Source organism: Streptomyces sp. NPDC126510 (genome assembly GCF_040302345.1).
GTDB lineage: Bacteria > Actinomycetota > Actinomycetes > Streptomycetales > Streptomycetaceae > Streptomyces.
On sequence record NZ_JBEORR010000032.1, the window covers coordinates 1 to 18,271 of the forward strand.

Consider the following 18,271-nt stretch of genomic DNA (forward strand, 5'->3'; position numbering starts at 1 on the left):
AACCTCCTGCCAACCCCCTTGCCCGACGGGACCGGCAAGACCTACGGGCCGGAATTCCTATACGTTCCGGACGAGCCGTGAGGTGAGGGCACGTCGGCGCCGCTGCACCGTCAGGTGCAGCGGCGCACTGGAGTTCTACCAACTGATCACAGGCTGCGCAGGAACGGCAGCGAGGGCATGAAGAAGTACTCGCCACCCTTCATCGTCACGGCCTGCACAGGAGCGGGGACTTCCTGAGTCTCGTCGTTTCCCCAGGCCTTCGGCCATGTCTGCGGGGGCCGGTCGCCCTGACCGATCACCGCGTCGAGCCCGGGCTGGGGGGCGGCGTCGTGATGGGGGAACCCGGAGTTGTTGGCCCACATCCGCTGCATGAACTCGAACTGCTTACCGATCTCGGAGTTGAAGGCCATGAACAGCAGACCGACGCCGCCCTCGGGCTCGTCGCCCTCGGTGCGATCTCCATAGGTCTGCCCACGCCGCGCCAGCAGGTGCAGCTTCTCCTCGTCCGGTGTTTCGAAGCCGCCTGACCCGCGTGGGTTGGTCTTGCGGATGTGTGCCTGGAACGGGCACTTGTGGGCGACGGTGTCGCTGGCGTAGGTGAAGTCGTTCATCACCGGCTTGTCCGCTCCGCCCTCGGCCTGGAGGGTGAGCGGGGTGCCGTCCCGGAAGCGGCCGACGAGCATGGCACCGGCGCGCTCGCGGTCGTGGTTGTCGAGCTTCAGCGCAGTGGCGAGCGCTTCCTCGGCCGCTTTGAAGGCTCGTACGTTCTGCTCCAGCTTGCGCAGCACGAAGTAGCTGCCGAAGTCTGTGCCGGGGTTGGGGGCAGCCGGGTCTGCGACCAGCAACCGTCCCAGCGGCAGGAACGGATCCCAAACGGAGGTTCCGTCCAGCGTGTCACGCTCGGCTTCCAGGTCCTCGGCGAGGAACAGCGGCAGGCTCCGCCCGTCGACATACCCGAAGTGCTCGATCCCGCGGCCTGCGGCGTCGCGCTGGGTCTTGCCGGTCTCCCTGGCGAGCACGGTGATCGAACCCGTCAGCAACGCCTCGACCTCGGCGAGCCGGGCGTCGGCAGGAGGTGAATCGGCGTCGCCGACCAGGACGACAGCATGGACTTCCTGCTGGTAACCGGCCTCCCACTGCGTGGGATCAGGGTCCTTCAGTCTGGTCAGGGAATCGGGGTGTCGCATTCCCCGCTGGAAGACAGGGTCCGAGGGCACCGCACCTGTCAGGCCCAGCCTGCCGTAGCCCGCGTTCGTCAGCCCCACGCCGACATAGGGCGTGCCCTGCGAGCCGTGCTGTTTGAAGGCTTCCACTTCTTCGAGAGCCGTCTTGGCCGACTTCATCAGCGGGGCCAGTCCGGCCAGGAACGCCCGGGCCTCCGCGGCGCCCTCTGGGCCCTCGGCGAATTGCAGGAGGAGGATGTGCAGACGGTCGCGGACATGGCCCTTCAGGATGTTCGCCTGCAGGTTCTGCAGCATGTTCTCGTTGTCGCCGGTGGCGTTCTTCCACGACAACGGCACTGTGTCATTGAGGTCGACGGGCATGTCAGCTTCCTTTGTCGAGTCCGGGAATCCGCCGAGATTGCGGTAGCGGCCTACAGGCCGGACGGAACCTGTTTCAGTCTGAGGGAGCCGGATATGATATGCGACTCCACCGCGACCCTCGGAGTGAGCGGCTCCGTTGGTTACCGGATGAGAAATTAAACGGTAAAAATCTCGGTTGACGGGAAAAGTAATGAGTCATGTGTCTGCCGAGGTCGCGGGTCACGCACCTTCGGGCGCCGCGCCCGGCCGACCACCGGTCAGCCCCGGAAATACAGTGTGCGCTTCAGCAGACTGATCGACGCCTCCGCCCAGGCGAGGACCTCGAACCCCGAGGTCAGGTTGCCCGGAGGCTGGTTGATCAGGGTGTCGCGGCGGATGAGCCGATCGAAGTCGACGAGGACCGGGTCCGGTCGTACCGTGCCGTTCGGATGGCGGAACTCGACGCGTGCCAGGCGCATGACGTTGACCAGTTCCTGGGCGATGATGCCGTATCCGACGGTGGTGGGGTGGACGCCGTCGAGGGAGAACAGGCCTCCGTCGGTGCGCCCATTGCCGTCGCTGGTGAGGAAGTGCGAGTTCGGCGGAATGGCGAGGGCCGCCAGCTGCGGCGGCAGGGGATAGGGCTGCCACCACGTCGGCTGGGCGTTGGGGTCGTCGATGTAGCGCCTGGCGGCGACCCGGTCGAGCAGCCCGGCCGTATCCATGAGGTACCAGTCCCGGCCGGCGTGCCGCTTGCTGCTCACCTGGTCGGTGATGGCCTTGTTGTACAGGTCGATCGCCAGGTCGATATCCCTGGCCTGCTCGCCCGTCAGGTGTGGGTGCACGGTGGGGTTGAAGTCCTGATCGCTGATCCATGGCCGGGTGTAGTACGGGTAGTACCGCGAGCCCGTCGTCAACTTGCGCCCGACCCCGCGCGCGATCGGCGCGATGGTGACGTGGGGCACGGTGCACCAGATGACATGCCGGGCCGCGATGCCGTGTACCTGGTCGGCGAGTTCCCGCAGCTCTTCCTCGAAATGGTCGGGATGCCAGACCGTGTACGACTCCTTGCCCCTCAGGTCCTGGTAGTCCGGGCCGCTCCACTTCACCTTGAGCTTGGTCACCGTCTGAAGGGCGTTGTTGGCGCCGACGAAGACGATCAGCGTCTCGATGCCGTGTTGCTGGTCCGCGCTCCGGTCCTCACCGAGACGTTGTGCTGCCGCGAGCACGGTCATGTTCTCGTCGCCGTCGATGCCCGCGGAGGGCAGCACCCGCAGAGCCGCGCGGTCACCGTCGTTCTGCACGATCTGCTTCAGGAAGTCGTCCTTTGGTTCGTCGATGGCGTCCCGGCAGATCTTCGCGGTTTTCGACAGCACATCGCGGACGTCCCAGCCGTACACCCCGAGGTTGTGGTTGATTCCGGCGGTCCGCGGCACATCCTTCCCCGGCCCGCGTTCCCAGTAGTCCTCGGTTCGGTCCAGGAACCTCCGGGCGTGGAACAGCGCCAGAGGCGCCTCCCACCAGTCGAGATTCTTCCCGAAGCGTTTCTCCAACTCCCGCAGCAGCAATTCGATGTTGAGTGGCAGACCTCCGTATCCGGGATACGAGGGACGGCGGAACCCTCCGTCCCAGCCCAGCTCGTGGGCGATGATCGCCGGGAACGAGATGTCGGTGTTGAAGATCGCCCCACTCTGGAATCCGTGCGTGAGCGAATCGCCGATGGTGACGAGTCGATGCCGGGGGCCGGGCTCTCCTTCCCAGTCCCGCTCGACTTGGATGTCCAGTGTGGGGTCCTTGACCGGTTCACGAGCGGGCAGGTCTCTGGCTGCGACCACTTTGGCGGGAGCGGGAAGATGTGCGTTGTCGGCCATTGCTTCTCCTCGGTCCAGGAACCTGGGTCCGGGATGTGCGGGCTCAGCGGGCCTCTCCGCCAGTCGGTATCGATCGCACCGTCGACTGCGAAAGTGACGCCGCACACCGGATGAGAGCCGGCGGAGTGCGGAGTTCCCGTGGAGAAGTGAATGAAGAAGCGGCAGTCGTAATCGGAGAAATGCACGTCTTGGTGGTGGAACCGACTCGATGCGCAAGCGGCCGCTTTTAACGTTAGGCCTCGTCGCCGTCTCACGCATCCGGTCCCGCTCCGGCATCATGTGCAAGCATCTTGCACATCCAGCATGCGTCTGAATTCAATATTTGACGCTTCACTGGAGGTAGTTGACTGAGGGAGAATATACCAAGAGGCAGAATCGTCGGATTCCAATGTCAACTTGCCTCGGCGCGCCGCTCGACCATGATGGAAATGAGCGACCGTCCGATTCACATGAAGGCTCCAAGTGATTCAGCCGACGCAGGAGTTCGAACCTCAATTTGGCACTGTCCGACCACCGGCGCTGCGACCGAACGCCCCACCCGGAAAAGGCAGAGCTGGTGAGCGCCGCCGCCCGGGACGGCTACCGCGCGCGGCGCCGAAGCACGCCGATGCCTGCCGAGCCCCGGGGCCCTCCTGCGTCGTCTCGCCCACGAAGGGATGTGTGCCCGCATGGCCGGCAGAACCACGAACACGAAGAAGACCGCCTCGAGGACGCCGCAACCGAAGCCCGCGTCGAAGACGGCTTCGGCGAAGAAGGGCTCGCCCTCCGACGATGAACTCATCTCGTCGCTGCGGCAGTACATCCGAGTCCGGGGCCCGCACCTGCTGGAGGATCCGAACATCACCTCGGTGGGCGTCGGCCGCAAGGTCGCCGGCGATCAGCCGGGCGGCGAAGTCGCGTTGCAGTTCACCGTGGCGACCAAGGCGGAGCCGGAGGTGCTGGAGTCCCTGGGCAGTGAGCTGATCCCGGCCACCATCACCGTCGATGGCCACGAGGTGCCCACCGATGTCATCGAGCGCACTTACAAGCCGAGCTTCCACATGGTCGCCGAGGTCGAGAGCCCGCCGCGCAAGAGCCGGCTGGATCCCATCCGGCCCGGGGCCAGCGTCGGAGCGGTGACGGTGACGGCCGGCACCATCGGCTGCATCGTGTTCGACCGGGCCGACGGCACACCGTACGTACTCAGCAACTGGCATGTGCTGCACGGGCCGTTCGGCGAGCTGGGGATCGAGGTCGTGCAGCCCGGCACACGGGACGACAATCGCATCGACCGCAACCGGCTGGGCGTGCTCAAGCGCTCCCACCTGGGTGTGGCCGGGGACTGCGCGGTGGCGACCATCGAGGACCGCGGCTCCCTCGCGGAGGTCCTCGAACTGGACGTCGCCCCCCGCACCTTGGGCGAGCCCGAGCTGGACGACAAGGTGGTCAAGAGCGGCCGTTCCACCGGGGTCACCCATGGCATCGTCCGCCGCATCGACACCATAGCGAAGATCGACTACGGCGGAGGAACGGGCCAGCGGACCATCGGGTGCTTCGAGATCGGCCCGGACCCCGACCATCCGTCGGCGGACGGTGAGGTCAGCAGCGGTGGTGACTCCGGCGCGGTGTGGCTCTTCAAGGAGGGCGACGACCGGGTGAGCTCGGTGCTCGCCGGGTTGCACTTCGCCGGCGAGGGTACCGGTGACCCGGACGAGCACGCCCTCGCCTGTCTGTCGACATCGGTGTTCGAGAAGCTCGACATCACCCTCAGCCAGCCGGCGCCGGAGCAGCTGGAGATCATCGCCGGCTACGACGCCGAATTCCTCGGCGAGCGGGTCGAGGCCCCGGAACTGGACACCGACCTCGCGCGGGACGCCGCCCTCCTGGACGGCTCGCCGGTCATCCCGTACACGCATTTCTCCCTCACCCTGAACAAGAAGCGGCGCTTCCCGTTCTGGGTGGCCTGGAACGTCGACGGGGGCTCGCTGAAGAAGCTCAGCCGCAGCGGCATCCCCTTCGTCAAGGACCAGCGGTTGCCCGGCACGGCGCAGGTCGGCAACGAGCTGTACCAAGCCAACCGACTCGACCGGGGGCACCTTGCCCGCCGTGCGGACCTGCTCTGGGGCAGCCTGCCGGAGGCGCACAAGGCCAACACCGACTCGTTCTTCTACACCAACATCACCCCGCAGATGGACGACTTCAACCAGAGTGCCAAGAACGGGGTGTGGGGCGCGCTGGAGGACGCCGTCTTCGCCGACGTCGAAGTCGATGACCTGAGAATCAGCGTCTTCGGCGGGCCGATCTTCCAGGACGACGACCGGGGCTACCGGGGCGTGCGCATACCCCGGGAGTTCTACAAGGTCATCGCATTCGCCGAGAACGGCGAACTGAAGGCCAGAGCGTTTCTGCTCACGCAGAACCTGGACCAGCTCGAAGCGCTGGAACTGGACGAGTTCCGGGTCTTCCAGGTCACCCTCGGCGAAGTCGAGGACCGCACTCGGGTGCGCTTCCCCGCCGCCCTCCACAAGGGCGACACCCTGCATGTGCCCGAGTCTGCGGCGGACCGCCCGCCGCTGGAGACCACGGCCGACATTCAGTGGGGCTGAACCGGCCCCGCATCCAAACCCACATTCGTACGTCACGAAGGACTGGCGCATCACCATGACCCAACCGGTTCATGAGAACGCACCCGAGTTCCTCCAGAACGCGGCGGAACCGGTACGTGACCACCTGCTCGGTGCGGCTTCCCTGCCCGCCTTCCTGCACGGCGCCGGTCAGTTGTCCCTCGAGGACCGCCGACTCCTCGCCGACCAGGCCCTGGTTCTGCTGGAGCAGAACTACGTCCATCTGCCGCTGAAGACCGCGATGCACGCCGTCAATCCGGTCCAGCGGTTGCGGCTGCTGCGCCGGCGCCTGGAGCGGCAGACACCGCAGACCATGCCGAGGGAGTGGCTGTTCCACGCGGAGATGTCCGAGATCTTCCACTCGGTGCGGGATCTGCACACCAACTACCTGCTGCCCGACCCCTTCAGGGGCAAGATCGCCTTCCTGCCCTTCATGGTCGAGTCCTGCACGGAACAGGACCGCACCCGGTTCCTGGTCACCCATGTGGTGAGCGGCTTCTCGGCACCGGGGTTCGAGCCGGGCGTCGAGATCACCCACTGGAGCGGCATCCCCATCCTGGACGCCGTCGACCTCAACGCGGCCCGGTTCGCCGGTAGCAATGCGGCGGCCCGGCGCAGCCGGGGTGTGCTGTCGCTGACGGTGCGGCCGCTCGTCCAACATCTCCCGCCGCTGGAGGAGTGGGTGACGGTCAGCTACATCGACGTCGCCGGAACGGCCCGGGAACTCCGGCAGAGCTGGCAGATCGTGGACAACCTGCCCTCGTTCGTCTCCGCCGGCCGGGACACGGCCGTGTTCCAAGGCCTGGACCTCGACGGCGATGAGACCCAGCGGGCCAAGGTGCTGCTGTTCGCGCCCCGGGTTGTCGCCCAGGAGCGGGCCGCCGAGGCAAACGAACCCCCACCGCACTTGGGGGCGGGTGACGTTGCCACCACCATGCCCAAGGTGTTCCGGGCCCAGGCCGTCACCACGCCGTCCGGAACCTTCGGCCACATCCGCATCTTCACGTTCAACGTCAACAGTCCCGGCACGTTCGTTGCCGAGTTCGTACGGCTCATCCGGCAACTGCCGCAAGATGGTCTCATCGTGGACGTCCGGGACAACGGCGGAGGGCACATCCACGCTGCCGAGTTCACCCTGCAGACGCTGACGCCGCGCCGGATCAACCCCGAACCGGCGCAGTTCGTCAACACCCCGCTGAATCTGCGGATCTGCCGACGGCTCCAGGGCGCTCCGGGACTGGACCTGGGCCCCTGGGTGCCGTCCATGGAACAAGCCGTCGAGACCGGCTCGGTCTACTCCGGCGCCTTCCCGATCAGCCCCGAGAACGGCGCCAACGCCATCGGGCAGCAGTACTTCGGGCCCGTCGTACTCATCACCAACGCCCGGTGCTACTCCGCCACGGACATCTTCGCGGCGGGCTTCCAGGACCACGACATCGGCCCTGTGCTCGGGACCGACGAGAACACGGGCGCCGGTGGAGCCAACGTCTGGCAGCACGATCATTTGACCGAGTTCCTGGCGGACGACCCGGGCACGCCCTACACGTCCCTGCCGAAGGGCGCCGGGATGCGGGTGTCGATACGCCGTACCCTGCGGGTCGGCCAGAACTCGGGCACGCCGGTGGAGGACCTGGGAGTCGTCCCTGACGAGTTGCATCGCATGACACGCCGCGACCTGCTGGAGGGCAACATCGATCTCCTGGACCAGGCGGGCCGGCTCCTGCAGGGTCTGACTCCGCACGCCGTGACGATCACTGAGGCCGCCGCCGCCGACGGCGCGCTCCGTCTGAAGCTCACGGCGGAGAACGTGGATCGCGTCGACGTCTACCTCGACCAGCGTCCCCGCGCCTCCGTCGACCTCTTCGGCGGCCAGGCCGACCTGCTGGTCCCCGGCGCCGCCTCGGCACACACCGCCCACCTGGAGGGTTTCGAGGTCGGCCGCCTCGTCGCGAGCACGACCAGGGATCTGCCATAGGCTCTCCGTGCAGCAGGAGCGCTCCGGGCACGCCGGAACCACACAGGCGCGCCACGGCGTACAGCCAGGAGGCGCGCGTGATGCGGGTGCATCCGGATGACCCGCAGCCCTGGATTGGTCGAACGAAGCCGAGGCGGGGCAGCGGCGGGCGGCGTCGCCTGGACGGCCGTCTTGATCCACATGCCTGTACGGCCCTTACGCGTCCCGGAAGCAGCTCGTTCCTGCCGGAGACGGCCTGGGCACAGGGCCGGCACGGAGAAGCCGGGCCCCACGGTCGCCCGTGGAGCCCGGCCGGAGGGGGTCAGCGGGTGAACGTGACCCGGTGCTCCTTCAGAGCGCCGCAGTTCGAGCCGTACACCTGCACGTACGTGTTGGCGATGCCGCCGCCCCAGTCCACGCAGTGGCCCTTGCCGTAGACGTAGGTCGGTCCGGCGTACGACGCGTACAGGCCCTCGTCGTAGTCGCTCTGCTCGGTGTCCGGGACGGAGACCCAGGCGGACATGCTCACCTTCGTGCCCGGGTTGTTGCGGATGGTCGTGACGCAGTTCTTGCCGTTGGAGGCGTTGTAGGTCAGGTAGACGGTCCCCAACGAACCGACGGTCGCCGAGTTGACCGTCTTGTACCCGCTGCCACAGACCTTCTGCGGAGTGGTGTTGGGCGCGGCCGAGGCCGGCGACGCCAGGGCGGTCATGGTTCCCACGGACAGTGCCGCCACAGCGGACGCTGCCAGGACGGAACGGGTGAATCGCATATTTCCCCCATGCAACTCTTCGAGGTGGTTGCTCCTGCATGGTGTGACCGTCCGGGTGTTCAAAGGGTTGTGCGTAAGTTGGCAGGAAAATCGGGGGAGTTGAGGCGCGCCACGAGTGGAGGGGCGGGCTCCGTGACGGTGGGGGCGCGAGCGTTCCCACGTTGCGTCTCTTTTACTCACGAGTCGCTCATGGCACACGCGAGCTCCCGAGGATCTGTGCAGGGGTGTCACACAGACTGCACACCGCCCTTTCAAAGTCTCGTTAGCGTTACGGCTCGATCCCACGTGCGAACGTGACCAGGGCGCGGCCGGCGAGCCGCCGGAACAGCCAGATCGGGAACACCACACATGGACTACTGCTCGTCGTGCCGTCGGCACCTCAACGGCGCCTTGGTCTGCCCGGGGTGCGGCGCCTACGCCCCGGACATCGACCCCTCCGTCCTCGGCGGCCGCCCCGGCCCGGACCGCGGGCCCGCCACGGACCCGGGCGGACCGGCCTCGTGGGAGTACCCGCCAGGCCTCGGTACCTGGCACGACGGCACCGTGTGGGACCAGACGCCCGGGCGTCCGCAGCACGGCCCCGGCTCGGTCGACGGCCACGACTCCTCGGACACCCAAGACCCGTCGGACGCCGACGCCTCCTCGGACGCCGACGCAGCCGAGGGGTACGAAGCCCGGCCGGCGGGGCGGGCGGCCCGGCGGCGTCAGATGGCCCGCTGGAAGAAGAACCAGCGCCGGGCCGTGGTGGCGACGGCGGTCGCGCTCGTCGGAGGCGGTCTGACGGTCGCCGCGATGAACGGCAACGCGAAGCCCGGCGTGCAGGCGTCCGCGACGCCGGAGGACACCACCATGGGCGGCGCCCTCGGAGAGGCGCCGACGGTCACCGAACCGACGTCCAGCCGGCAGGACACCCCGCGCTCCGCCTCCACGGCCCCGTCGCACACCGACCGTGCCTCGCGCCACCAGCAGCCCCGCTCCGCCGACTCGCGCACCACGCCGACGGACACGCGGACGGACGCGGCCGCCGCGCCCCGCGAGCTCCCGCTGACGACCGCGCCTCGCAAGACCGTCAGGGACACCGTCGGCGCGGCCACCGGCAGCGTCGGTTCCTCGGGTTCGTCGGGGTCATCCGGCTCTTCCGGTTCGACGGCCACCGAGCCGACGGCACCTCCGCCCGCCGCCTCCGGCTCGGACGCACAGCAGCCGGACTCGTCCTCGACACCCCCGCCCGCGGCGACGACTCCGCCCGAGACGTCCCCCTCCGACCCGAAGTCCAAGGAGCTCTGCCTGCTCGTCATCTGCCTCGGCGGCTGAGCCGACGGCGGGTGGCCGTGCGCAGCCGCCCTTCGTATCGTCGAGTCCATGGCTGACGAGTGCTTCCGGCATCCGCGGCTCGCCGCGGTGTACGACCCGCTCGACCCCGACCGTCGCGATCTCGACCCCTACCTGCGCGTGGCGCAGGACATCGGGGCGCGTCGGGTCCTCGACATCGGTTGCGGAACGGGGGTGTTCGCGCTGCTGCTGGCCGAACGCGGCACCGAGGTCGTCGGCGTCGATCCCGCCGAGGCGTCCCTGGCCGTGGCACGCGGCAAGCCGGGCGGCGAGCGGGTGCGATGGATCCACGGCGACGCGACGGTCCTGCCCCCGCTCGGAGCCGACCTCGCGACGATGACGGCCAACGTCGCCCAGGAGATCACCGGCCCGGAGGACTGGCAGCGGACCCTGCGAGGGATCCGGGCCGCGCTGCGGCCCGGCGGGCGCCTGATGTTCGAGACGCGGATACCGGCCCGCCGCGCCTGGGAGCAGTGGAACCGCGAGGCCACGCACGGCGTGACAGAGGTTGCGGGTGTCGGCGCCGTCGAATCCTGGGTCGAACTGCTCGACGTGAGCGGGCCGCTGGTGACGTTCCGTTGGACCTATGTGTTCGCCGCGGACGGGCAGGTGCTGACGTCGGACTCGACGCTGCGCTTTCGCGAGCGGCAGGAGATCGAGGCGGAACTCGCCGCACAGGGTTACGTGGTGGAGGACATACGTGACGCACCGGACCGGCCGGGCCGGGAGTTCGTGTTCCTCGCGCGACGGCCGGAAGGCGTCCGCTGACGCGGCCCCGCCGCCTCCGTGGCACGCCGAGACCGCCCGTACAATCCTCGCGACCAAATCGGGGGCGACATCAGCGGGGGAGTCCGCGTGGAAACGATCATCGTGCAGTTGCCCGGTACCGCCCAGTGGGGCGGGGAAGAGACGGGCAGTCCCGAACTGATCCACCTGGGGCCGGGGGACATCGCGGACTTCGGACGCGGCGGGGCGGGGGTCCGCATCGTCCTGGCCGACCCCGGGATCTCCCGCCGGGCCGGGCAGCTGGAAGCTGCGGGGGACTACTGGAGGCTGTCCAACTTCGGCCGCAGCGTGTCGTACGTGGTGGAGAACCTGGAGGGGGCCGGCGAGTACCTCACCGTCGCGCCCGGGCGGCTCGGGGCGCCCGTGCCCTTCGAGTTCTCCCGCGTCGTGCTGCCCGCCCTGTCCGGCACCGCCACGTTCAAGGTGTTCGCACCCCAGCACGCCTACCTCGGTGAGCAGTCCGTGCCGGGCGGCGGCGAACAGACCGTCCACCCCTTCGCCCTGGACCCGACGTCGAAGTACTTCCTCGTCCTGGTGGCCCTGTGCGAGCCCCGGCTGCGCGACCCCTCCGACTCGGCGCTGCCCGGCGTCGGCCAGATCGTGGAGCGGCTGCGGCCCCTGGAGTCCTGCCGGGACCTGACGCGCTCCGCCGTCAACTACCACATCGACTACCTCGCCTTCGCCAAACTGCGCCTGGACCTCGGTGAGGAGGCCACGGCCGGAGCCGAGGGCGGCCGCACCGGTGCCAAGCGCACCCGGCTCGCCTCCGTCGCCCTGCGCTTCGGCCTGGTCCGCGAGGAGCACCTCGGCCTGCTGCCGGCCCGCGGCGCCGCCCGCCTCACCGACCCGCAGGAGGCAGACGCGTGACCACGCCGGAGGAACGGGACGAAGACCTGGACGCGCCCCGCCCGGCCGGCCTCCCGGAGGGTTTCCGCATCGACGGCTGGGAGGTGGGCGCGGTCATCGGCTCCGGCGGCTGGGGAACCGTGTACGAGGCCCGTACGGTCGCCGACGGCACGCCCGTCGCCGTGAAGGTCCTCCCGACCGGCGCCCTCGGCCCCGGGCAGCGCGCGGCGCTCGGCGAACTCGTCGCGCGCGAGGTCCGGTTCAGCGCGGAGGCCGACCACCCCCATCTCGTCCGCACCCACGCCGTGTGCACCGTGGAAGCACCGCGACTGCCCGCCCTGGACGGCGCGATCGCGCTGGTCATGGACCGCGCCGAGGCCAGCCTGCGGGACGTGCTGGACGCCGCGGAGACCGGCCGGCCGATCGCGGACGCCGACCGCGTCCTGAGCGGAGTGGCCGCGGGACTCGCCCACATGCACGACGCCGGCTGGGTTCACGGCGACCTCAAACCCGCCAACGTCCTGCTGGGCCCGGGCGGCCGGGTGTGGCTCGCGGACTTCGGCCTGGCCGCCGAACTCGACGGTACCCACGCCCACTTGCCGCCGCTCGGGACCCTCGACCACCTGCCGCCCGAATGGTGGTCGCAGCGCACCGGCGCCCAGGGCGCCGTCGTCCGGCCCACCGCCGACATCTGGGCCTTCGGCGTCCTCGCCCACCAGGTCCTCACCGGCGGACTCCACCCCTTCCCGGGCGCGACGGCCCGCGCCCGCTCACTCGCGGCCCAGTCCTACGCACGCGGCACCGCGCCCCTGCGGCTCGACGCCGGCCTCGACGAGGAGATGCGCCGGCTCATCGCCGACTGCCTCGCCCCGGACCACGCCGCCCGCCTCCCGCACACGGCCGCCGGTGTCGCCGCCCGGATCGCGGCCATCACCGGCGGCCCCCACCGCCGCCGAAGACGCGTGGCGCCGGCCGTCGCGGCGGGGCTCGTCGTCCTGACCGCCGCCGCGGTCGCCGGGGCGGCCCTGCTCGGGGGAGGCGGCGGCACCCAGGACGACGAGCGCGACACCCCCACCGTCTCCGGCAAGCCCAGCCCGCCGGCCGGTGAGATACCCGAGGATTCCGACGTACCCGAGGCGCTGCGCCCCGTCATCGCCCGCGCGGCCCACCGCTGCACCGACGAGGAGATCACACCCGCCCTGCTCGCCGCGCTGATCAAGGCGGAGAGCAACTTCGACCCGAAGGCCTCCCGCCCGCAGAGCGAGGAATACGGCATCGCCATGTGGACGCCGTCGGTGTTCCGCGCCTGGGCGGTGGACGGGGACGGCGACGGGGACAAGGACCACATGTCGCCGCCGGACGCGATCTCCACCATGAGCCTGTACGTGTGCTGGCTCGACCAGCGCTTCAAACAGGCCGGCCTGCCGAAGAAGGACCTTCCCGCGCTCGTCGCGGCCGGCTACCGCACCAGTGACCGCACGGTCATCGAGGAGCGCGGCGTACCGGAGCGGGTGAAACCGCACGTCGACAAGGTGATGCGCTACCTCGCCGAGTACCAGCGCTGAGGCGCGCGAACGCGAGCGGGGCGGGGCAGACGATCGCGAGCGGTGAGGGCCGTACGCACGCGAGCGGTGGGCGAGGCCGCAGCCCCGCCCACCGCTCGTCCCCCGTTCCCGTCTCGGCCGCGGTCAGCCGCACTCCGGGACGTTCGGCAGCCGGTTGTCCGGCGAGCTGATGTAGATGTTGGAGATGTAGCCGCCGTACTGGGGCAGATAGGCCCACCAGTCGTTGGTGTAGGGCGGCACACTGACCGTCTCTCCCCGGGTCTGGCACCCCACCAGGACCTCGACCCCGGCGGGGAGCTGCGTCATCCGGCCCCCGCCCGTGGCCGGTCCCCTGCGGACGTTCACGAACTCGCCCCAGGTGCCGAACCAGGTGCCAGCGGGCCGTACCCCGCCCGGCACGTTCAGCGAGCGGGTCAGCCGGCCGATGTCGGTGTACGCCTTGCCGTACGACGTGCCGGCCTGGTGCAGCGTCAGCACGGCCACGATCGTCCGGTCGTCCGCGCCCACCGTGCCGGTGGTGTGCAGCGCGGGCCGGGTGAGATCGACGGCCGCGGCGGCGCGGGGAGCGGGGGCCGCAGGCTCCGCCTGTGCCCGTGTTCCCGAGGACGTGGTCTGGGGGCCGCACGTGCCCTTCGCGTACTTCCCGGCCCAGCCCTGCTTCACCGCCCAGGGCTTGTCGAACGCCCCCGCGATGCCGAAGTGCTGGTCGAAGTGGTCGGTGGCGGAGCAGCGGGTGGAGCGGCGCAGGTTGTCCATGATGAAGTCCCCAACGGGCGCGGGTGCCTTCTCCAGGATGTACCGGTAGATCGCCACCGTGTCCCGCGCGGAGATGGCGGTGTAGCCCCAGAAGCCCTCGTACCCGGGAGGCGGTGGCACCGTGTCGCGCAGACCGAGCGCGGTCCGGGCGGTCATCCGGTCGATGATCGCCGAGCCGCCGTACGTCGACCAGTAGTGGTTCGCGGCGTCGTCGTCGCTGCCGCGCAGCATCGGCTCCAGCCGGGCGCGGTCGGCCGCGGGGATGGTGTAATCGGGCCCGCGGTCCCACAGGAAGTCCAGCACCAGCAGGAGCTTGACGACCGAAGCGGACCGGAACTGCGCGCTCGCCTCGACCTGTTCGGTGAACGTGCCGGTCCGGCGGTCGAAGACGGCCACGCCGGCGGTGACGCCGGGCGGGATCTGCGCGGCTGCCGAGGTCCGGACGGTCCCGGCGCCCTCCACCGCCCTGCCCGTCCGGGGCTGTGCCGAAGCGGCGCTCGTGAGTGACGCGAGCGTGACGACGGCCGCGAGCGCGGCGGCGCCGCGCAGGAGCATGCGCATGGTTGCCCTTCCTGGATCGCCCGGTGGCCCGACGGGGCCTTGGTCCGCGGAGCCACGATAGGAGCGGGGGCGGCGCGGGCGGTCCTGACGAATGTCAGGGCTCCACGGAGCGCGGCGAGCCGGGGCGCCGACCCTGATAAGTGTCAGGTGCCGGTGGTGCGGTGCTGCGCCGTACGGTCACGAGCAGCGAGCGACGACCGGCCGGGGGCCGGGCGTCGTACTCGACCGTTTCACCCGCCGACACACGAAAGAGGGCTCATGAGCCGCCGATCACTCACGACACTGCTGGCCGCGGGGGGCGCCGCCGCGGTGATGGCGCTCCTTCCGACCACCGCCCAGGCCCAGCCGTTCTCGGGCGGCAACTACGGAACCTACGGGCAGGAGGGGCAGTACCCCACCACCACGTTCTGCTCGGGAACCTTCCGGCAGATCGGAGCCACCAAGTACTTCGAGGGCATGGCCCTGAAGTACTTCTACTCCGACAAGTGCGGCTCGTTCGCCCGGATCGAGAACTCCCGGCCCGGCTGCGCGGCCGTCCTGCAGCGCTCCGACAACGGCGCGGGCCGCAACGACGGCTGGGTCTCCGAGACCGTCGACGCCGGCATCAACTACGCCTACACGCAGATGGGCAACAACCTCAACGGCCGCGTCTCCCGCGCCCTGCTCGCCTGTGACGGCCACGACCTGGTGAACACCGGCTGGTACTGAGCGGCATCGCACGGCACACGGGGGCGGCCGGCACTCCGGTCCGCCCCCTTGCGGCGCCCCAGCCGCACGCGCAGGAGCAGGGGCCCACTTCGGACACCTCCACCCGGAACGTGCAGTCCCGGGGCGGGTACTTCCTCGGCGACGGCGTCAACATCCGCAGCCGGCCGGTGGACGGCACCGTCCACGGTCAGGGGTACTTCCGCGAGACGTTCACCGCGCACTGCTGGAACAGTGACGGCCACCGGATCCACCTGACCGCCCACCGGGGCAACGTCACCGGCTGGGTCAAGGTCGACTACGTCTACTACACGGACATGGGACCGATGGGCTACTGCTGACCTCGCACACGCCTGCGGCGGGCCACCGGTCTCACGGTGGCCCGCCGCAGGCGTGTGGAGAGGAGGTGCGTCAGCAGTCCGGAACCCCGGCGATCTTCTGGCCGCCCCGGATGTACAGGTTGTTCACCCAGGCGATGTCGCTGCCCGAGAACTCCATGACGGCGGTCCACCAGTTGTTGGTGCCGACCGCCGGGTCGTGCACGGTCTGGCCCTGCTTCTGGCACAGGGCGTCCGCCCACCACTGCGAACGGACCGCGAGCCGCGGGGAGTCGGTGGTCGGCTGCTGGCGCAGATTGACGTCGGTGGCCCAGATGTAGACGTCGGTGAGCGTCGGGTCGCCGCCGTTGGCGGTGGCCGGGGCCGCCTGGGCCGTGGTGGCGAGACCGCCGACGGCGAGCGCGGTCACCGCGAGGCCCATGGCGGTACGGCTGATCAGTCGCTTCATGTGTCTGTCCCCCGAAGGACGAAGGCGGGAAAGGGGTGCCGGACGTGGTCCTGATCCGGCTCGGACGGCCACCGGGGCGGGCGGCTCGCCGACGTTCAGAACTGTAGGGAGCCCCGCGCCGACGCGGTCCTGACAATTGTCAGGACCGGGCTGGGACGGCAGGGAGGGAGCACCCGCCGACGGCCTCGAACACGGCCGAAAAAACAGCTCGACGACTCCCACGACCGCTGTCTACGATCCACCGCGCGGCATCGCGTGCCGGTCACCGTCCGGGTGAGGCATGGAGGCGCCGCGGAGATGCCCGTGGAGGCATTCAACCGTGTCAGTCGAGTTCAATCACACCATCGTCCTGTCCCGTGACCGGGAGAAGTCCGCTCGTTTCCTCGCCGAGATCCTGGGACTGGAGGTCGGGGCACCGACCGGGGTCTTCCTGCCGGTGACCACCGCCAACGGCGTCACGCTGGACTTCCTCACCATCGACGCCGACATCCCCATGCAGCACTACGCCTTCCTCGTCTCCGAGGAAGAGTTCGACCAGGCCCTGGCCCGCCTGGTCGAGGCCCGCATCCCCATCCAGGCCGACCCGCACGGCAACCACCCCCGCCGCATCAACCGCAACGACGGCGGCCGGGGTGTCTACTTCCTCGACCCGGCAGGCCACGGCCTGGAGATCCTCACCCGCCCCTACGGCACGGATCCGGCCTCCGCGCTGAACGGTGTCACCGAGGACGTGCCCGGGGCGGTCTGAGCCGGACCCGGCCGGTCCGGGGCGGGGCGTTGCCGCGTCCGTCCCGGACCCACCCGGTGAGCGGGCCAGGCCGCCGGTCAGCCGCCCTCCGACTCCACAGCGACGCCCGCCCGTTCGAGGCCGGCCCCCGGCGTGTGATCCCGGCGGGGCAGCAGCAGCGGCGTGAACAGGAGCAGTGCACCGGCCAGCGCGATGGCCGCCCGGGGACCGGCCCAGGCGGCCACCACACCCCAGAGGGCGGTGACCGTCGCTGTGGTGGCCTTGCCGATGGCCGACCAGGCGGCCAGGGTGCGGGTGACCCGGCCGGTGGGGGTGCGATCGAGACGGTGGGTGGCGAGGACCGGATTGAACACGGCGCAGCACGTGATCAGGCCGAACTCGACCAGCATGACCAGCACCAGACCGGGCGTGCCGGGGCCGGTGAAGGCCAGGCCGACCGGCCAGCAGGCCCGCAGCGCCCCGGCGGTGAGCAGCACCCGGTACCCGCCGTGGCGCGCGACGAGGCGCGGGGCCAGGCGGGAGCCGAGCAGGCCGCCGGTGCAGGGCACCGCGAAGGCGAGGGCGTACTGCCAGGGGGCGAAGTGCAGATCGTCCACCATGAGGATCAGCAGTGGCGGGGATGCCGCCATGATCAGGGAGTTCACGAGGAGCGAGTTGCAGAAGAGCGGGCGCAGTACCGGATCGGCCAGGATGTGGCGCCAGCCCTCCAGCAGGTCCCCCGGCCGGGTCACCGCGGGGTGCGGTCGCACGGGGCGCTTCCCGCCGTCGCCGATCGCCCGGAGGCCGAGCGCCGAGAGCAGATAGCTCACCGCGTCGGCCAGCACCGTCGTCACCGGACCGAACAGGCTGATCGCGGCGCCGCCCAGCGGCGGGCCGAGCATGCTGGCGGTCCAGGTCGTCGCCTCGAACCGCCCGTTCGCCACCAGCAGGTCCTGCCGCGGCAGCAAGTCCTTCAGGAACGCCCCGGCCGCCGCGTTGAAGGTGATGTCGGCCGCCGCGACGGCGATCGACACCAGCAGCAACTGGCCGAAGGTGAGCCGGCCGAGCGCGAACGCCGCGGGGATGCTCAGCAGTACCGCGCACCGGACCAGGTCCGTCGCCATCATCACCGGTCGTTTGCGGCGGATCTCCACCCATGGCCCCAGAGGCACGGACACCGCCGCACCGACCGCCGGTCCCACCGCGGCCAGCAGCGACACCTGCGCCGGACCGGCATCCAGCGCCAGAACCGCGATCAGGGCGAACGCGTCGAACGCGAGCCATGTCCCGGCCGTGCTGACCGCGTACGCGCCCCACAGCCACCCGAACCGCCGCCCCAGCGACCGTCTGCCCGCCATACCCGGCGCACTCCCCGCTCCCGTGGACAACCCGGCGTTGTCCGGCTGTCATCCAAGCGAGAGTGGGCGGGCCGGGCAAACAACCGCCCGGCATTCGCGCCACAACCGACCGTTGTGATGCGCGGT

General features: G+C 70.0%; 15 protein-coding genes. 9 read left to right on the forward strand and 6 right to left on the reverse strand.

Going from position 1 to position 18,271, the window contains the following annotated elements; all coding sequences use genetic code 11:
* Positions 1 to 146: 146 nt before the first annotated feature.
* On the reverse strand, positions 147 to 1,544 hold the full coding sequence (locus ABTX60_RS33880) for a Dyp-type peroxidase (RefSeq protein WP_352100857.1): 1,398 nt from the start codon (positions 1,542 to 1,544) through the stop codon (positions 147 to 149).
* Between the two features lie 257 nt (positions 1,545 to 1,801).
* Positions 1,802 to 3,394, reverse strand: coding sequence for a hypothetical protein (locus ABTX60_RS33885; RefSeq protein WP_352100858.1), 1,593 nt, complete (start codon positions 3,392 to 3,394; stop codon positions 1,802 to 1,804).
* Between the two features lie 668 nt (positions 3,395 to 4,062).
* On the opposite strand from ABTX60_RS33885, the gene ABTX60_RS33890 reads away from it, so the two are divergent.
* Both ABTX60_RS33890 and ABTX60_RS33895 read left to right on the forward strand, forming a co-directional pair.
* Complete coding sequence (locus ABTX60_RS33890) at positions 4,063 to 5,979, forward strand: DNA/RNA non-specific endonuclease (protein WP_352100859.1); 1,917 nt, start codon at positions 4,063 to 4,065, stop codon at positions 5,977 to 5,979.
* Between the two features lie 55 nt (positions 5,980 to 6,034).
* A complete protein-coding gene (locus ABTX60_RS33895) occupies positions 6,035 to 7,972 on the forward strand; it encodes a S41 family peptidase (RefSeq protein WP_352100860.1) in 1,938 nt (645 codons plus the stop codon).
* Positions 7,973 to 8,273: 301 nt separating this feature from the next.
* Here the strand turns inward: ABTX60_RS33895 and ABTX60_RS33900 are convergent, their stop codons facing one another.
* Positions 8,274 to 8,723 (reverse strand): spore-associated protein, encoded by a 450-nt coding sequence (locus ABTX60_RS33900; protein WP_352100861.1) that lies wholly within the window; start codon positions 8,721 to 8,723, stop codon positions 8,274 to 8,276.
* Positions 8,724 to 9,071: 348 nt separating this feature from the next.
* On the opposite strand from ABTX60_RS33900, the gene ABTX60_RS33905 reads away from it, so the two are divergent.
* The 4 genes from ABTX60_RS33905 (at position 9,072) to ABTX60_RS33920 (ending at position 13,252) form a co-directional block, all read left to right on the forward strand.
* The gene (locus ABTX60_RS33905) at positions 9,072 to 10,037 is read left to right on the forward strand and encodes an SCO2400 family protein (protein WP_352100862.1); all 966 of its coding nucleotides are present in this window, start codon (positions 9,072 to 9,074) and stop codon (positions 10,035 to 10,037) included.
* A gap of 48 nt (positions 10,038 to 10,085) precedes the next feature.
* Positions 10,086 to 10,823, forward strand: a complete 738-nt coding sequence (locus ABTX60_RS33910) for a class I SAM-dependent methyltransferase (protein WP_352100863.1) — start codon at positions 10,086 to 10,088, stop codon at positions 10,821 to 10,823.
* 87 nt (positions 10,824 to 10,910) lie between these two features.
* Complete coding sequence (locus ABTX60_RS33915; protein ID WP_352100864.1) at positions 10,911 to 11,708, forward strand: serine/threonine protein kinase; 798 nt, start codon at positions 10,911 to 10,913, stop codon at positions 11,706 to 11,708.
* The gene (locus ABTX60_RS33920) at positions 11,705 to 13,252 is read left to right on the forward strand and encodes a protein kinase domain-containing protein (RefSeq protein ID WP_352100865.1); all 1,548 of its coding nucleotides are present in this window, start codon (positions 11,705 to 11,707) and stop codon (positions 13,250 to 13,252) included. Before ABTX60_RS33915 ends, ABTX60_RS33920 begins: the two co-directional genes overlap by 4 nt.
* A gap of 123 nt (positions 13,253 to 13,375) precedes the next feature.
* Here ABTX60_RS33920 and ABTX60_RS33925 read toward each other — a convergent pair whose 3' ends face one another.
* A complete protein-coding gene (locus ABTX60_RS33925) occupies positions 13,376 to 14,569 on the reverse strand; it encodes a hypothetical protein (RefSeq protein WP_352100866.1) in 1,194 nt (397 codons plus the stop codon).
* A 258-nt stretch (positions 14,570 to 14,827) separates the two neighbouring features.
* Between ABTX60_RS33925 and ABTX60_RS33930 the strand changes: the two genes are divergently transcribed.
* The gene (locus ABTX60_RS33930; protein WP_352100867.1) at positions 14,828 to 15,277 is read left to right on the forward strand and encodes a hypothetical protein; all 450 of its coding nucleotides are present in this window, start codon (positions 14,828 to 14,830) and stop codon (positions 15,275 to 15,277) included.
* A 110-nt stretch (positions 15,278 to 15,387) separates the two neighbouring features.
* Complete coding sequence (locus ABTX60_RS33935; protein WP_352100868.1) at positions 15,388 to 15,615, forward strand: hypothetical protein; 228 nt, start codon at positions 15,388 to 15,390, stop codon at positions 15,613 to 15,615.
* 70 nt (positions 15,616 to 15,685) lie between these two features.
* On the opposite strand, the gene ABTX60_RS33940 is transcribed toward ABTX60_RS33935, so the two are convergent.
* Entirely contained in the window at positions 15,686 to 16,060 is a 375-nt protein-coding gene (locus tag ABTX60_RS33940; RefSeq protein WP_352100869.1) for a peptidase M23, read from the reverse strand.
* A gap of 319 nt (positions 16,061 to 16,379) precedes the next feature.
* Here ABTX60_RS33940 and ABTX60_RS33945 point away from each other — a divergent pair, with 319 nt between their 5' ends.
* A complete protein-coding gene (locus tag ABTX60_RS33945) occupies positions 16,380 to 16,808 on the forward strand; it encodes a VOC family protein (RefSeq protein WP_352100870.1) in 429 nt (142 codons plus the stop codon).
* Positions 16,809 to 16,885: 77 nt separating this feature from the next.
* Here ABTX60_RS33945 and ABTX60_RS33950 read toward each other — a convergent pair whose 3' ends face one another.
* Positions 16,886 to 18,145 (reverse strand): MFS transporter, encoded by a 1,260-nt coding sequence (locus ABTX60_RS33950; protein WP_352100871.1) that lies wholly within the window; start codon positions 18,143 to 18,145, stop codon positions 16,886 to 16,888.
* Positions 18,146 to 18,271 lie beyond the last annotated feature (126 nt).

Bases quoted from the DNA above. Each gene is read 5' to 3' on its own strand.
- ABTX60_RS33930 (WP_352100867.1), top strand. From the start codon at position 14,828: ATGAGCCGCCGATCACTCACGACACTGCTGGCCGCGGGGGGCGCCGCC.
- ABTX60_RS33940 (WP_352100869.1), bottom strand. From the start codon at position 16,060: ATGAAGCGACTGATCAGCCGTACCGCCATGGGCCTCGCGGTGACCGCG.
- ABTX60_RS33950 (WP_352100871.1), bottom strand. From the start codon at position 18,145: ATGGCGGGCAGACGGTCGCTGGGGCGGCGGTTCGGGTGGCTGTGGGGC.
- ABTX60_RS33910 (WP_352100863.1), top strand. From the start codon at position 10,086: ATGGCTGACGAGTGCTTCCGGCATCCGCGGCTCGCCGCGGTGTACGAC.
- ABTX60_RS33925 (WP_352100866.1), bottom strand. From the start codon at position 14,569: ATGCGCATGCTCCTGCGCGGCGCCGCCGCGCTCGCGGCCGTCGTCACG.
- ABTX60_RS33880 (WP_352100857.1), bottom strand. From the start codon at position 1,544: ATGCCCGTCGACCTCAATGACACAGTGCCGTTGTCGTGGAAGAACGCC.
- ABTX60_RS33900 (WP_352100861.1), bottom strand. From the start codon at position 8,723: ATGCGATTCACCCGTTCCGTCCTGGCAGCGTCCGCTGTGGCGGCACTG.
- ABTX60_RS33890 (WP_352100859.1), top strand. From the start codon at position 4,063: ATGGCCGGCAGAACCACGAACACGAAGAAGACCGCCTCGAGGACGCCG.
- ABTX60_RS33885 (WP_352100858.1), bottom strand. From the start codon at position 3,394: ATGGCCGACAACGCACATCTTCCCGCTCCCGCCAAAGTGGTCGCAGCC.
- ABTX60_RS33905 (WP_352100862.1), top strand. From the start codon at position 9,072: ATGGACTACTGCTCGTCGTGCCGTCGGCACCTCAACGGCGCCTTGGTC.
- ABTX60_RS33895 (WP_352100860.1), top strand. From the start codon at position 6,035: ATGACCCAACCGGTTCATGAGAACGCACCCGAGTTCCTCCAGAACGCG.